Annotated in this window: 12 protein-coding genes and 1 pseudogene; 4 read left to right on the plus strand and 9 right to left on the minus strand. The window is 70.1% G+C overall.

The features are described from left to right. Positions 1–567 precede the first annotated feature (567 nt). A complete protein-coding gene (gene trpS, locus ACWDAG_RS41435; protein ID WP_450700737.1) occupies positions 568–1,605 on the plus strand; it encodes a tryptophan--tRNA ligase in 1,038 nt (345 codons plus the stop codon). On the opposite strand, the gene ACWDAG_RS41440 is transcribed toward trpS, so the two are convergent. Continuing rightward, positions 1,533–2,564: a GlxA family transcriptional regulator gene (locus tag ACWDAG_RS41440; RefSeq protein ID WP_450700738.1), complete on the minus strand. Its 1,032-nt coding sequence runs from the start codon at positions 2,562–2,564 to the stop codon at positions 1,533–1,535. The two genes, trpS and ACWDAG_RS41440, sit on opposite strands and share 73 nt — an antisense overlap. A gap of 75 nt (positions 2,565–2,639) precedes the next feature. Between ACWDAG_RS41440 and ACWDAG_RS41445 the strand changes: the two genes are divergently transcribed. Continuing rightward, positions 2,640–3,227 (plus strand): cysteine hydrolase family protein, encoded by a 588-nt coding sequence (locus tag ACWDAG_RS41445; RefSeq protein WP_450700739.1) that lies wholly within the window; start codon positions 2,640–2,642, stop codon positions 3,225–3,227. A 16-nt stretch (positions 3,228–3,243) separates the two neighbouring features. Here ACWDAG_RS41445 and proC read toward each other — a convergent pair whose 3' ends face one another. The 3 genes from proC to ACWDAG_RS41460 form a co-directional block, all read right to left on the minus strand. After that, positions 3,244–4,056, minus strand: a complete 813-nt coding sequence (gene proC / locus ACWDAG_RS41450; RefSeq protein ID WP_450700740.1) for a pyrroline-5-carboxylate reductase — start codon at positions 4,054–4,056, stop codon at positions 3,244–3,246. A 281-nt stretch (positions 4,057–4,337) separates the two neighbouring features. Further along, on the minus strand, positions 4,338–5,129 hold the full coding sequence (locus ACWDAG_RS41455; RefSeq protein WP_450700741.1) for an ABC transporter permease: 792 nt from the start codon (positions 5,127–5,129) through the stop codon (positions 4,338–4,340). Further along, a complete protein-coding gene (locus ACWDAG_RS41460; RefSeq protein WP_450700742.1) occupies positions 5,126–5,968 on the minus strand; it encodes an ABC transporter ATP-binding protein in 843 nt (280 codons plus the stop codon). Before ACWDAG_RS41460 ends, ACWDAG_RS41455 begins: the two co-directional genes overlap by 4 nt. Before the next feature lie 249 nt (positions 5,969–6,217). On the opposite strand from ACWDAG_RS41460, the gene ACWDAG_RS41465 reads away from it, so the two are divergent. Beyond that, positions 6,218–7,651 carry a SulP family inorganic anion transporter gene (locus ACWDAG_RS41465; RefSeq protein WP_450700743.1) on the plus strand — a complete coding sequence of 478 codons (1,434 nt, stop codon included), beginning with the start codon at positions 6,218–6,220 and terminating at the stop codon, positions 7,649–7,651. Here ACWDAG_RS41465 and ACWDAG_RS41470 read toward each other — a convergent pair. The 4 genes and pseudogenes from ACWDAG_RS41470 to ACWDAG_RS41485 all read right to left on the minus strand — a co-directional run bounded on the left by ACWDAG_RS41470 (position 7,615) and on the right by ACWDAG_RS41485 (position 9,611). Then, positions 7,615–8,385 (minus strand): class I SAM-dependent methyltransferase, encoded by a 771-nt coding sequence (locus ACWDAG_RS41470; protein ID WP_450700744.1) that lies wholly within the window; start codon positions 8,383–8,385, stop codon positions 7,615–7,617. The genes ACWDAG_RS41465 and ACWDAG_RS41470 overlap by 37 nt on opposite strands. Before the next feature lie 98 nt (positions 8,386–8,483). Further along, the gene (locus ACWDAG_RS41475; RefSeq protein ID WP_450700745.1) at positions 8,484–8,987 is read right to left on the minus strand and encodes an EamA/RhaT family transporter; all 504 of its coding nucleotides are present in this window, start codon (positions 8,985–8,987) and stop codon (positions 8,484–8,486) included. A 44-nt stretch (positions 8,988–9,031) separates the two neighbouring features. Continuing rightward, a pseudogene (locus tag ACWDAG_RS41480) lies at positions 9,032–9,303 on the minus strand (SH3 domain-containing protein). Then, positions 9,294–9,611, minus strand: coding sequence for an SH3 domain-containing protein (locus ACWDAG_RS41485; protein WP_450700746.1), 318 nt, complete (start codon positions 9,609–9,611; stop codon positions 9,294–9,296). The pseudogene ACWDAG_RS41480 and the gene ACWDAG_RS41485 overlap by 10 nt, the downstream one beginning before the upstream one ends. A 182-nt stretch (positions 9,612–9,793) precedes the next feature. On the opposite strand from ACWDAG_RS41485, the gene ACWDAG_RS41490 reads away from it, so the two are divergent. Beyond that, positions 9,794–11,878, plus strand: coding sequence for a serine/threonine-protein kinase (locus ACWDAG_RS41490; RefSeq protein WP_450700747.1), 2,085 nt, complete (start codon positions 9,794–9,796; stop codon positions 11,876–11,878). Positions 11,879–11,942: 64 nt separating this feature from the next. Here ACWDAG_RS41490 and ilvD read toward each other — a convergent pair whose 3' ends face one another. Beyond that, complete coding sequence (ilvD, locus tag ACWDAG_RS41495) at positions 11,943–13,796, minus strand: dihydroxy-acid dehydratase (RefSeq protein ID WP_450700748.1); 1,854 nt, start codon at positions 13,794–13,796, stop codon at positions 11,943–11,945. Positions 13,797–13,827 lie beyond the last annotated feature (31 nt).

Here is a 13,827-nt window from a genome sequence, read left to right on the forward strand (position 1 = left end):
CGATTTCCTCGGCGCTTTCCAGGTTCCCGCTTTCGCGTTTCCCTTTCCGGCGGTTCCGACTCTATCAGATCCTTTCGGGCCTGACTCCCAGTCAGGGGGGCTGTCCTCCCGGCCGTTGGGCCGTTCCGACGAGTGAGACTTTAGCGGATTCCCGGCTCCCGAGCTAATCGGGGTCCGCGTCCTTTCGAACGTGGATTCCTCAATTCGCAAATACGCATGCCAATAAAGCGACGCCAGACAGATCGACTGGTCGTCGAGTAGTGGTAGGTACTTGCGAAGTGGCTGTCCGGGGACCGACCGCAGTCGGCGCTCACGTCGGACAACTCGGAGAACACTACGTAGCGCGCGGGGGTGTGTCAACTCGCCTCCGGGCGGCACCCGGGAGGCGTACGCTGAGTGGCATGACTACGCGTACGTGCACCCAGCAGTGGTGGGCCGCCTGACGGCGGCCGTACTCACGTATGCGTTCAACGGCCGCCGCCTCGGCGGCCGTTCTCGTTTCTCCCTCCAGGGCTCCTGAGGGCCGGCCGCCGGGACGGGCGGTCTCGACCTGGGAGTGGAGAAGAGATGACGCGGGTTTTCAGCGGGGTCAAGCCGACGGGGCACCTGACGCTGGGGAACTACCTGGGAGCCATGCGGCAGTGGGCCGCGGTGGACCAGCACCGGGCGGATGCGCTGTTCTGCATCGTCGATCTGCATGCGCTGACCGTGGACCACGATCCGGCCCGGGTGCGCAGGCTCAGTCACCAGGCGGCGACGTTGTTGCTGGCTGTGGGTCTCGATCCGGCGCTGTGCACCGTGTTCGTACAGAGTCATGTCGATGAGCACGCGCGGCTGTCGTACGTCCTCGAGTGCGTGGCGACCGACGGTGAGATGCGGCGGATGATCCAGTACAAGGAGAAGGCTGCTCGCGAGCGCGAGCGGGGTGGGAGTGTGCGGCTGTCCCTGCTGACGTATCCGGTGCTGATGGCGGCGGACATCCTGGTGTACGGGGCCGACGAGGTGCCGGTGGGGGACGACCAGGCGCAGCATGTGGAGCTGACGCGGGATCTGGCGGTGCGGTTCAACCAGCGGTACGGGCATACGTTCGTCGTGCCGAAGGCCACGCTTCCCGCGGTCGCGGCGAGGGTCATGAACCTGCAGGAACCGACTTCGAAGATGGGGAAGTCGGACGACTCCGGGCCGGGGATCGTCTACCTGCTCGACGAGCCGGATGTCGTGCGGAAGAAGATCATGCGGGCTGTGACGGACAGTGAGCGGGAGATCGTGTACGACCGGGAGGAGCGGCCCGGGGTGACGAATCTGCTGGAGATCCTGGCGGCGTGCACGGGTGGGAACCCGGAGGCCTTGAGCGGTGTATATGAGTCGTACGGGTCCTTGAAGAAGGACACCGCAGAGGCCGTGGTCGAGCTCCTCAGGCCCGTACAGGAAAGGCACAGGGCGCTGTGCGCTGATCCGGGCTATGTGGAGGGGGTGCTGCGGGATGGTGCGGAGAGGGCTCGGGCGTTGGCCCGGCCGACCGTGGATGCCGCTTATCGCGCGATCGGGTTGCTGCCGGCTGCGTCTGATACCGGTGCGGGTGTGGTGCTGAACGCGGCTCGGTAGGCGCGCGGGCTGGTGGCGAGGCGCGATGCGAAGTGCTGGCGCATTGTGACCTCGCTGCCGAAGCCGGCGCTGCGGGCTACTTCGGGCATGGGCAGGTCGGTTCGTTCGAGGAGTTTCTGCGCTGCGGCGATGCGCTGGTCGAGGAGCCAGCGGAGCGGGGGCGTACCGGTCTGCGCCGTGAAATGGCGGGCGAAGCTGCGTGGGGACATGCCCGCGTGGGCGGCCAGGTCGGCGACGGTGAGTGGTTCGTGGAGGTGGCGCAGGGCGTGCTCGCGTACGGCGGCCAGGGTGTCGGCGTCGCGGTCCGCGCGGGGGGTGGGGTGCTCGATGAACTGTGCCTGGGTGCCGGTGCGGAAGGGGGCGGTGACCATGGAGCGGGCGATGGTGGCTGCGGCTTCGGCGCCGTGGGACTGGCGGACGAGGTGGAGGCAGAGGTCGATGCCGGCTGCGGTCCCGGCTGCCGTCCAGAGGTTGTCGTCCTTGATGAACAGAGCGTCGGGTACGACCGTGACTTGGGGGTGGTGTGCGCGGAGAAGGCTGACGAGGTTCCAGTGGGTGATGGCACGGCGGCCGTCGAGTAGCCCGGCCTGGGCGAGGGTGAAGGCGCCGCCGCAGAGGGCCGCGATGGTGGTGCCGCGGGCGTGCGCGCGGCGAAGGGCGTCGAGGACGGGGGTGGGCGCGGGTGTGAGGTGGTCGTCGAGGCCGGGGATCACGATCAGGTCGGCGCGGGACAGCCAGCTGAGGGTGCGGTCGGGGTGGAGGGTCAGGCCTCCGCGCATGGGGATGGGGGTGGTGGTGTCGCCGGCGACTCGGCGCAGGTCGAAGGAGGGGGCGCCGCGGTCGGTGCGGTCGCTGCCCCAGACCTCGGTGATGACCGAGACGTCGAAAGCGCGGATGCCGGGGAAGGCGACGAGGGCGACGCGGTATGTGTCCTCTGCTGCGTTCTCCGCGTTTCCCATGGGTGGCAGTAAACCATCGATCGCTGGCTTTTCACCCGCTGGGGTGGGCGGGCTCCCGGCGGCAGGATCGTGGGCATGGAGATCGCAGAGAACGCAGCGCTGGTTGTCGTGGACGTGCAGAAGGGCTTCGACGAGGCCGACTTCTGGGGACCGCGGAACAACCCGGAGGCCGATGACAACATCGCTTCCCTCATCGACGTGTGGCAGGCGACGGCGCGGCCGGTCGTCTTCGTACGGCATGACTCGTCGAAGCCCCGGTCGCCGCTGCGGCCGGGGTACGAGGGGAACCAGTTCAAGGAGTACGTGGAGCGTCGGCGGGGGAAGGGGGCCGGGGGTGCTGAGCTGCTGATCACGAAGACCGTGAACTCGGCCTTCTACGGGACGCCGGACCTGGACGCCTGGCTGAAGGCGGAGGGCATCTCGCAGATCGTGGTGGCCGGGATCCAGACCAATATGTGCGTGGAGACGACCGCTCGGATGGGCGGGAATCTGGGTTACGACGTGCTGGTCGCGTATGACGCGACGTACACCTTCGATCTGGAGGGGCCGTTCGGCTGGCGGCGCAGTGCCGACGAGATTGCGCAGGCGTCGGCGGTGTCGCTGCAGGGGGGCGGTTTTGCGCGTGTGGTGGCCACGAAGGAGGTGGTGGACGCGGCGGGGTGACCGCCCCCGGCGGGTGTCAGTCCTTCTTGCCGGAGGCGAGTTCGCGGCTGCGGTCGCGGGCGGCTTCGAGGGCGGCGATGAGGGCGGCTCGGACACCGTGGTTCTCGAGTTCGCGGATGGCGTTGATGGTCGTGCCCGCGGGGGACGTGACGTTCTCTCGGAGCTTGACGGGGTGTTCGCCGCTGTCGCGGAGCATCGTCGCGGCGCCGATCGCGGACTGGACGATCAGGTCGTGGGCCTTGTCGCGGGGCAGGCCGAGGAGGATGCCGGCATCCGTCATGGCTTCGACCAGGTAGAAGAAGTACGCCGGGCCGGAGCCGGAGAGGGCGGTGCAGGCGTCCTGCTGGGACTCGGGGACGCGGAGCGTCTTGCCGACGGCGCCGAAGATCTCCTCGGCGTGGGCGAGGTGGTCGGCGGTGGCGTGGGTGCCGGCGGAGATGACGGACATGGCCTCGTCGACGAGGGCGGGGGTGTTCGTCATGACGCGGACGACCGGGGTGCCGGTGGCGAGGCGGTCCTCGATGGAGGCGGTGGTGATGCCGGCGGCTCCGCTGATGACCAGGCGGTCGGCGGGGACGTGGGGGGCGAGTTCGTCGAGAAGGGTGCCCATGTCCTGCGGCTTGACCGTGAGGATCAGGGTGTCGGCGGTCTTGGCGGCTTCCGGGTTGGTGACCACGGTGACGCCGTAGCGGGTGCGGAGTTCTTCGGCTCGCTCCGGGCGGCGGGCGGTGACCAGAAGGTCGGCGGGGGCCCAGCCGCCGCGGATCATTCCGCTGAGCAGGGCTTCGCCGATCTTGCCGGTGCCGAGGACTGCGACTTTCTGGGTCATGGCTGGGGTGCCCTCCGGGGGTGCGTCGTCCGGGGTACATCGTCGCACCGGGGGTGGGTGGGTGGCTTGGGTGTCCGGTGGGCGGGATGTTGGCCTGCGAGTGGCCGGCGGGATTTTCTCGCCCCCGCCGCCCCTACCCGTCCGTCCCAGGGGCGCTGCCCCTGCGGCCCCGCCAAGGAGCTCCGCCCCTGGACACCCCCGATCGGCCTGAACGGCCTCCTCCTCAAACGCCGGACGGGCTGAAAGCGCCTGCCGGGCATCCACCGTGCCGGCCCGCCCGGTCACGCTGTCCTTCGCCTCAGTGTTGCGGCTCCCAGGCCGAGTACGAGCAGTGCGCAGCCCGCCACGATCAGGGCGTCCCGTACGAAGTTGGCGGTCATGTCCGTGTGTTTGAGGACCTCGTTCATGCCGTCCACGGCGTAGGACATGGGGAGGACGTCGGAGATCGCTTCCAGGGCCGGGTGCATGTTGTCGCGAGGGGTGAAGAGGCCGCAGAGGAGGAGTTGGGGGAAGATCACGGCCGGCATGAACTGGACCGCCTGGAATTCGGACGCGGCGAAGGCCGAGACGAAGAGGCCGAGGGCTGTGCCGAGGAGGGCGTCCAGGAGGGCCACCACGAGAAGCAGCCAGGGGCTGCCCGTGACGTCCAGGCCCAGGAACCAGACCGCGAGGCCCGTGGCCAGGGCTGACTGGATGATCGCGAGGGTGCCGAAGGCGAGGGCGTAGCCCGCGATCAGGTCGCCCTTGCCCAGCGGCATCGCGAGGAGGCGTTCGAGGGTGCCCGAGGTGCGTTCGCGCAGGGTGGCGATGGACGTGACCAGGAACATCGTGATGAGGGGGAAGATGCCGAGGAGTGATGCGCCGATGTTGTCGAAGGTGCGCGGGCTGCCGTCGAAGACGTAGCGGAGCAGGAACAGCATCACGCAGGGGATGAGGATCATCATCGCGATGGTGCGCGGGTCGTGGCGGAGCTGGCGCAGGACCCGGGCCGCGGTGGCGGCGGTGCGGGAGGCGTTCAGGGCACCGGTGGGGGCGGGTGTTGTCGTACCGGTCGTGGTCGTCGTCGTACTCATCGGGTGGTCTCCTTCTCGTGGGCGGCGGTGGCCGCCTCGTCGACCAGGTGCAGGAAGGCCGCCTCGACCGTTTCGGAGCCGGTGCGGGTGCGCAGGGCGTCGGGGGTGTCGTCGGCGAGGATCTCGCCCTCGCGCATCAGCAGGAGGCGGTGGCAGCGCTCGGCCTCGTCCATGACGTGGGAGGAGATGAGGAGGGTCGCGCCGCGGTCGGCGGCGATGGAGTGGAAGAGGGCCCACAGGTCGCGGCGGAGGACCGGGTCCAGGCCGACGGTGGGTTCGTCGAGGACCAGGAGTTCGGGGGTGCCCAGCAGGGCGACTGCCAGGGAGACGCGGCTGCGCTGGCCGCCGGAGAGGTTGCCGGCGAGGGCGTCGGCGTGGGAGGTGAGATCGACGTCGGTGAGGACGCGGTCGATCTCGTCGCGGCGGTCGGGGGTGACGGGGGTGCCCCCGCGCGAGCGCGTTCGAGCGTGGGGGAGGCCCGGGGTGAGGATCGCCATGAAGTAGTCGAGGTTCTGGCGGACCGTCAGGTCGTCGTAGACGGAGGGGGCCTGGGTGACGTAGCCGATGCGGGTGCGGAGGGTGGGGTGGCCGGCCGGGCTGCCCAGGACCTCCAGGGTGCCGGTGACCTTGGCCTGGGTGCCGACGATCGAGCGCATGAGGGTCGACTTGCCGCAGCCGGAGGGGCCGAGAAGGCCGGTGATCTGGCCGCGCGGGACGGTGAAGTCGAGGCCGCGCAGGACGGTGCGGGGGCCTCGGACGACGGTGAGGCCTTCGGCTCGGACAGCGGGAGCAGGGGCGGAAGGGGGATCCGCGGAGCGGCCTTCGGGATAATTCATCATGCGATGAATAATGCTCCGGGGTGGCCATGCCGTCAAGCGATTCCCCCAGGGGGTGCGTGCGGTGGCGCAGGCGCGTGGCGGCGTGATCGGAGGTGGGGAGTCCGGTTGGCGTGCCTCCGCATTCACCGGCCGGAAACACCAACCGGATGCGGAACCAACTCCCTTTCCTGACAATGGATTTCACTTCGCCGTGCCCTCCCCCGGCTCGGCGCCCACGCATCTCCACTCACCGACGGAGGTGCTGTTGTCATGCGCTGTCGCATACGCAAGGCCGATCTCTTCGCTTCGCTGGTCGTCTTCCTGGTCGCACTGCCGCTGTGTGTGGGCGTGGCCATGGCTTCCGGAGTCCCCGCCGAGCTGGGGCTGGTCACCGGGATCGTCGGCGGGCTCGTCGCCGGGGCGCTCCCCGGCAGCAGCCTGCAGGTGAGCGGGCCGGCGGCGGGGCTGACGGTGCTCGTCTACGAGGCCGTCGACACGTACGGCCTCCAGACGCTCGGCGTGCTGGTGTTCGGGGCCGGGCTGGTGCAGCTGGGGCTCGGGGCGCTGCGGCTCGGGCGGTGGTTCCGGGCCGTGTCCGTGGCCGTGGTGCAGGGGATGCTCGCCGGGATCGGGCTGCTTCTGGTCGCCGGGCAGGTGTATGCGATGGGCGACGCGGCCGCGCCGGCCAGCGGGCTGGGGAAGATCGCCGGGCTGGTGTGGCTGCCTGGGCGGGTGGATCCGGGGGCGTTGTCAGTGGCGGGTGCCACTATTGCCGTATTGCTGCTGTGGCCGCGTTGGCGCAGGGGGGCGCGGGTGGTGCCTGCGCCGTTGGTCGCGGTGGCGGTGGTGTCGGCGGTGACCGGGGTGTTCGGCCTGGATGTGCGGCGGGTCGAGGTGCGGGGGCTCGTCGATGCGGTGCGGGTGCCGGAGGCGGCGGACTTCGGACGGCTTACGGAAGTGGGGGTGATCGGGACTGTTTTGGCGTTCGCGTTGATCGCGTCGGCGGAGTCGTTGTTCAGCGCGGCGGCGGTGGACCGGATGCACCGGGGGCCGCGGACGGACTTCGATCGTGAACTGATGGCTCAGGGCGCGGGGAACGCGGTGTGCGGGGTGCTGGGGGCCCTGCCCATGACGGCGGTGATCGTGCGGAGTGCGGCGAATGTGCAGGCCGGGGCGCGGACCAAGGCCTCGCGGGTGCTGCACGGGGCGTGGCTGCTGCTGTTCACGGTCGTCCTGCCCGGCGTGCTCGGGCTGATTCCGGTGGCGGCGCTGGCCGCGCTGCTGGTGCACGCCGGGTGCAGGCTCGTGCCGGTGCGGGAGGCGCGGGTGCTGTGGCGCGAGCACCGCGGGGAGGTGGTGGTGCTGGCGGTGACTGCTGGGGCGATCGTGCTGGGGAACCTGTTGGAGGGGGTGTTGGTGGGGCTGACGCTGGCCGTGGCGAAGACGGCATGGGACATCAGCCATGTGCATGTGGAGACCGAGGACCGGGGCGAGGCGGGGATCGTCGTACGAGTGCTGGGGCATGCGACGTTCCTGCGGCTGCCGAAGCTGCTGGACGCGTTGGAGGCACTGCCGCCCGATCGGGAGGTGCGGCTGGAGTTGGGTGGGCTGCGGCATGTGGACCATGCGTGTGCGGCGGCCCTGGAGGGGTGGGCCGCCGCGCGGGGTCATGAGTTGGTGGCCACGAGCAGGTCGACGACGTAGGTCTCCTCGACGATCCCGTCCGGGAAGGCGGCGAGCAGGTGGTCGCGCTCCTCGCCGAGGATGGCCGCCCGGCGTTCCTCGGTCTGGACGAGGAACATCGAGTGGCTGCCGATGTTGGCGAGGTGCGTGTCGACGGTGACCGGGCGGCTCCAGCGGACGTGACGGCGGGTGAAGTCGAGGGCGCCAGTCGGGTCGGCGAGAGCGGTGGGGGCTCCGTTGCCGGTCCTGTCGACCTCGCGCCTGATGCCGAAGTGCCGCTCCAGGCGGCCGGCTTGGGCAGCCAGCCATGGGACGTCGAGGTCGGTGGTGTTCCACCACAGGGCCAGCGCTCCGCCCGGCCGCAGCACACGCAGGGCCTCCGGGACCGAGCGGGCGGGCTCGGTCCAGTGCCAGGCCTGGGCGTAGGTGAGGAGGTCGGCGGAGGCGGTGGCGAGCGGCAGCTCGTTGCCGTTGCCCCGGACGATCGGGAGGCCGGGGTGGGCGCGGCGGAACTCGACCGCCATGCCCTCGCCGGGCTCCACGGCGACGACGTCCGCGCCGCGGGCGGCCAGCAGCGCGGTCGCGATGCCCGTGCCGGCGCCGATGTCCGCGACCCGGGCGCCCTGGAGGGGGCGGCCGGCCAGGTCCTCGATGGCGTCGAAGAGGGCCGGTGGGTAGGAGGGGCGGTTGGCCGCGTACTGGGCTGCGGCGGCGTTGAAGGAGTGCGCGCGGGTGGGCTGCGAGGAGGCGGTCATGAGGCCATGGTGGCCCGGGGTGGGTGCAGGGGGCAGCGAGTTTTTGGTGAGAAGGCGTTGGTTCTGAACCGGCAGCGGGGCTGATCCGGAAGCAGGTCTCAGGAGCGGCGGCGCTTCTTCGACGGGTTGCCGGTGCGGCGCGTGCTGAGCTTCTCGTGCTGCCTGAGGGCCGCCTCGTACTCCTCACGGTGGAGGTTCTCGCCCGGAGCCTCGGTGAGGGAGCGGAAGAAGTACGCGAGGAGGGAGCCGACGAAGCCGATGGCCAGCAGGCCGCGGAGGGAGGCCTGGCGGGCGGGGTCGGGGCGACGGGTGAAGGAGTCCCAGGTGTTGCGGAAGGCAAGGGCGCTGCAGATCGCGAACATGGCGACGATGAGGATGTTCACGAAGGCGCCGGTGGCGGCGAGTTGGAGGCCCTGGTAGGCGAGGCGCAGGACCAGGCAGGCGGCGACTGCGGCGGTGAGGGAGCCGACGGCTGCTCCGATCCGGCGGAGGCCGTACCCGTTGTCGTGGTTCACCCAGGTGGTGCCGAAGAAGCGGAGGGCGTCTGGGCGGGGGCCGGTCGGGGAGCCCGCGGTGTCCTGGGTGCCGTTTTCGTCGCTCACGGGACGATTATGGCTCCGGGGTGGGCGCGGGCTCCCTTCGGGGATCAGACGCAGCGGGAGGCTGTGCAGCCGTCGCTGCCGGTGTGCACGTTCGTGCTGAGACGAACTGGCCGTCGTCGATGTTGTCCCAGATGTTCGACGCGCCGTAGTAGCCGGAGACCGTCGTGCCCGGGGTCTGGCAGTAGATCGGCACCTTCGCGCCCTCGGGCAGAATACGGACGATGCTGTACTGGGTGCCCGGGCCGCTGCGGACGTTGAGCCGGAGGCCCGGCGCAACGTCGTAACAGCGCACGGTGGTTTGCTGGATCAGGCGCACCGGTCGGCGACATAGCCGTCGCTGCCGGTGAGTACGTACGCATCCGAGACGTACTGGCCGTTGCTGATGTTGTCCCAGACGTTGCTCGTGCCGTACGGGCCCGTCACCGACGTGCCGGGGGTCTGGCAGTAGATCGGCACCTTCGCGCCCTCGGGCAGGACGCGCACGATGCCGTAGCTCGTGCCGGGGCCGCTGCGGACGTTGAGTCGCACGCCCGGCGCGACCGAGTAGTAGCGGACCGTCGCGGTGGCCGTCAGGGCCTCGGTCCCCTCGGCGCTCGCTGTCTCTTCTGCACGGTCAACAGACATGAAAAGCCTCCCCCGTTGGTCCCCATGACTGCCATGGGGCCCCATTGATTCCCCTAAAACACGCCATGAAACGCATGTGCGCATCTTGCACGCGGAAGCTAGCACGCCGCCTCTGCCTCGTACGAGTCATCGATTAGGCTCCGTGCGTCGCGCGCGCGGACGAACAGTACGGGGGTGGTCCCATGGCGCCTGAGCGCAACACCGGAGCGGGCGCGGAAGCGGAACTTCCCGAGTACGCCGGTCACTACCGTCTGGAGTCATGCCTCGGATCAGGTGGAATGGGTGTGGTGCACCTGGCCCGCAGCACCTCGGGGATGAAGCTTGCGGTGAAGGTCGTACACGCGGAATTCGCCAAGGATCCCGAGTTCAGGGGACGGTTCCGGCAAGAGGTGGCCGCTGCCCGCAGGGTGAGTGGTGCCTTCACCGCGTCCGTTGTCGACGCCGATCCGGAGGCGGAACGGCCTTGGATGGCCACGCTGTTCATTCCTGGGCCGACCCTCTCCGATCATGTGAAGCGGAATGGCCCCATGCCCCCGGCTCAGCTGCGCCGCCTGATGGCCGGACTGGCCGAGGCACTGCGCGACATTCACCGGGTCGGGGTCGTGCACCGGGATCTGAAGCCGAGCAATGTGCTGCTCGCCGAGGACGGACCGAAGGTCATCGACTTCGGTATTTCTCGGCCAAAGGACAGTGAACTGCGCACCGAGACCGGCAAGTTGATCGGTACGCCGCCCTTCATGGCGCCCGAGCAGTTCCGCCGTCCCCGGGAGGTCGGACCCGCCGCCGACATCTTCGCGCTCGGGTCCGTGCTGGTGCACGCGGCGACAGGACGGGGCCCGTTCGACTCCGACAGCCCGTACGTCGTCGCCTACCAGGTCGTGCACGACGAGCCGGACCTGACCGGAGTACCGGAGAACCTCGCGCCGCTGGTGTTGCGCTGCCTGGCCAAGGAGCCCGAGGACCGGCCGACGCCCGACGAGCTGATGCGCGAACTGCGGTCGGTGGCAGCCTCGTACGACACCCAGGCGTTCATACCCGCACAACGCACCGCCGACGTGCCCGGACCCGAGCCCGAGGCTCCGGAACGACGGCCTGCGGGACGCTCCCGCAGGCTGGGCGTCCTGGCCGCGGTCGGCGTCGGCCTCCTCGCGGTCGGCGCGCTCGCCTCGATCCCCTTCCTCGACACGGGCCGTCACCACGCGAAGGGCGGGACTGCGCCGCGAGCGTCAGCCGCAGTCGACGGCTGGGAGGCGAAGCCCGTTTCCTCGGGCGGGGGCACGCCCCAGTGTTCCTCCGGGGCAGGGGAGTTGATCTGTGCCCGATCAGGGCTTGTCTTCGCTCTCGATCCGTCCGACGGCAGCCTGCTGTGGCGACACTCCGTCGCTGCGACGCACAGGAGCAAGCCACCGGTCCTCGCAGGTGGTCTCGTGCAGCCTCAACTGGACCAGGGTCCACAGCTCGAAGCGCTCGATCCCGCCTCGGGCAGCGCGAGTTGGCAGCGGAAGACGACACACACTGCGATCCAGCCTGTCGGCGGGATGCTCCTGCTCACCCGCCCCGACGGCACGGTCTCCGGCGTGGACGCCGCGACGGGCGACACGAAGTGGCACCGGCGGATACCGGGCCAGAGCCTGCCGGTTTTCGCCTCGTTCACCAGTGACGGACCGGCGTATGCATGGAGCCCCTCCGCCGAGGCGTCGAGCACACGCGTCACCGCCGTCGACCCGGCCACCGGCACCGTGCGCTGGGCCACACGCCTGAGCGGAAACCTGGAGCCCGTCGGCGCCGACGACGGCTCCGTCTTCTTCCTCTCCACCAACAAGGTCTACGGCGACACGGACGCCGTCGTCCGATACACCCCGGCGTCCAAGTCGTCGCGACGCGTGGCGCTCCCCGTCGCCCGCCCCGACGCCCGGGCGACCGTGCGCGGGAACGTCGTCTATGTCCTGGCCGCCGACGGTGCGCTGGACGCCGTCGACATGCGGGCACGTAAGCGGCTCTGGCACCTGGAGACGTCGGTGAGCCGAGGCTCGGTACCGGTCGCCGACGGCAATCATGTGTACCTCACGACCGCCGACGGGCGACTGCTCGCAGTCGACGCCGCAGGCGGGCGGCTCGTCGGGCAGACCCCGGCTCGACCGGGTGCGAACCCGGGCCAGGTCGTCGGCACGGTGCCCGAACCCGTCCTCGCCGACGGCCGTGTCTACGCCGCCGCTCCCGACGGGACCGTCTTCGCCGTGGACGCTCGCAAGCCGTCCGCCTGGTAGCAGCCCACAAAAAAGCGGGGCCGCCCGAAAGGCGGCCCCGCAAAACTTCAGCCCTGCTTCGGCCTCAGCCCAGCTTCGAAACGTCCCGCACCGCGCCCTTGTCCGCGCTGGTCGCCATCGCCGCGTAGGCCCGCAGCGCCGCCGACACCTTCCGCTCGCGGCTCTTGGGCGCGTAGACGCCGCCCAGGGCCTGCTCGCGACGGGCGAGCTCGGCGTCGTCGACGAGGAGCTCGATGGTGCGGTTCGGGATGTCGATGCGGATGCGGTCGCCGTCCTCGACGAGCGCGATCGTGCCGCCGGAGGCGGCCTCCGGGGAGGCATGGCCGATCGACAGGCCCGAGGTGCCGCCGGAGAAGCGGCCGTCCGTGATCAGGGCGCAGGTCTTGCCGAGGCCGCGGCCCTTGAGGAAGGACGTCGGGTAGAGCATCTCCTGCATGCCCGGGCCGCCCTTGGGGCCCTCGTAGCGGATGACGACGACATCGCCGTCGGTCACCTGCTTGTTGAGGATCTTCTCGACGGCCTCCTCCTGCGACTCGCAGACGACCGCGGGGCCCTCGAAGGTCCAGATCGACTCGTCGACGCCGGCCGTCTTGACCACGCAGCCGTCGACGGCGAGGTTGCCCTTGAGGACCGCGAGGCCGCCGTCCTTGGAGTACGCGTGCTCGGCGGAGCGGATGCAGCCTTCGGCCGCGTCCTCGTCCAGCGCCGCCCAGCGCTCGGACTGGGAGAAGGCCTCGGCGGAGCGGACGCAGCCGGGGGCCGCGTGCCACAGTTCCACGGCCTCGGGGGACGGGGAGCCGCCTCGCACGTCCCATGTCTTCAGCCAGTCCGACAGGGACGGGCTGTGCACCGCGTGCACGTCCTCGTTGAGGAGACCGGCGCGGTGCAGCTCACCCAGCAGGGCCGGGATGCCGCCGGCCCGGTGCACGTCCTCCATGTAGTACGTGCGGTTCTTCGCGACGTTCGGAGCGACCTTCGCGAGGCACGGCACGCGGCGCGAGACCTCGTTGATCTCCTCCAGGCCGAACGGGACGCCCGCCTCCTGGGCCGCGGCCAGCAGGTGCAGGATCGTGTTGGTCGAGCCGCCCATCGCGATGTCGAGTGCCATCGCGTTCTCGAAGGCGGAGAAGGACGCGATCGAGCGCGGCAGGACGGTCTCGTCGTCCTGCTCGTAGTAGCGGCGGGTGATGTCCATCACCGTGCGGGCCGCGTCGACGTACAGCTGCTTGCGGGCCGTGTGGGTGGCCAGGACCGAGCCGTTGCCGGGCAGGGAGAGGCCGATGGCCTCGGTCAGGCAGTTCATCGAGTTGGCGGTGAACATGCCGGAGCAGGAGCCGCAGGTCGGACAGGCGTTCTCCTCGATACGGAGGATGTCCTCGTCCGAGATCTTGTCGTTCACGGCGTCGGAGATCGCGTCCACGAGGTCGAGCGTGCGGACCGTGCCGTCGACGAGCGTGGCGCGGCCGGACTCCATCGGGCCGCCGGAGACGAAGACCGTCGGGATGTTCAGGCGCAGGGCCGCGTTCAGCATGCCCGGGGTGATCTTGTCGCAGTTGGAGATGCAGATCAGGGCGTCGGCGCAGTGCGCCTCGACCATGTACTCCACCGAGTCCGCGATCAGGTCGCGGGACGGGAGCGAGTAGAGCATTCCCCCATGCCCCATCGCGATGCCGTCGTCCACGGCGATCGTGTTGAACTCGCGCGGGATGCCGCCCGCCTCGGTGATCGCCTCGGAGACGATCCGGCCGACCGGCTGCAGATGGGTGTGGCCCGGCACGAACTCCGTGAAGGAGTTGGCGACCGCGATGATCGGCTTGCGGCCGATGTCCGCGCCGGGTACACCGGAGGCGCGCATAAGGGCGCGGGCGCCCGCCATGTTGCGGCCGTGGGTGACTGTGCGGGACCTCAGCTCGGGCATCGTCGCTCGCTCCTTCGGAGAGTTCTGACTG

Source organism: Streptomyces sp. NPDC001157 (assembly GCF_053598255.1).

Bases quoted from the DNA above. Each gene is read 5' to 3' on its own strand.
- trpS (WP_450700737.1), top strand. From the start codon at position 568: ATGACGCGGGTTTTCAGCGGGGTCAAGCCGACGGGGCACCTGACGCTG.
- ACWDAG_RS41440 (WP_450700738.1), bottom strand. From the start codon at position 2,564: ATGGGAAACGCGGAGAACGCAGCAGAGGACACATACCGCGTCGCCCTC.
- ACWDAG_RS41445 (WP_450700739.1), top strand. From the start codon at position 2,640: ATGGAGATCGCAGAGAACGCAGCGCTGGTTGTCGTGGACGTGCAGAAG.
- proC (WP_450700740.1), bottom strand. From the start codon at position 4,056: ATGACCCAGAAAGTCGCAGTCCTCGGCACCGGCAAGATCGGCGAAGCC.
- ACWDAG_RS41455 (WP_450700741.1), bottom strand. From the start codon at position 5,129: ATGAGTACGACGACGACCACGACCGGTACGACAACACCCGCCCCCACC.
- ACWDAG_RS41460 (WP_450700742.1), bottom strand. From the start codon at position 5,968: ATGATGAATTATCCCGAAGGCCGCTCCGCGGATCCCCCTTCCGCCCCT.
- ACWDAG_RS41465 (WP_450700743.1), top strand. From the start codon at position 6,218: ATGCGCTGTCGCATACGCAAGGCCGATCTCTTCGCTTCGCTGGTCGTC.
- ACWDAG_RS41470 (WP_450700744.1), bottom strand. From the start codon at position 8,385: ATGACCGCCTCCTCGCAGCCCACCCGCGCGCACTCCTTCAACGCCGCC.
- ACWDAG_RS41485 (WP_450700746.1), bottom strand. From the start codon at position 9,611: ATGTCTGTTGACCGTGCAGAAGAGACAGCGAGCGCCGAGGGGACCGAG.
- ACWDAG_RS41490 (WP_450700747.1), top strand. From the start codon at position 9,794: ATGGCGCCTGAGCGCAACACCGGAGCGGGCGCGGAAGCGGAACTTCCC.
- ilvD (WP_450700748.1), bottom strand. From the start codon at position 13,796: ATGCCCGAGCTGAGGTCCCGCACAGTCACCCACGGCCGCAACATGGCG.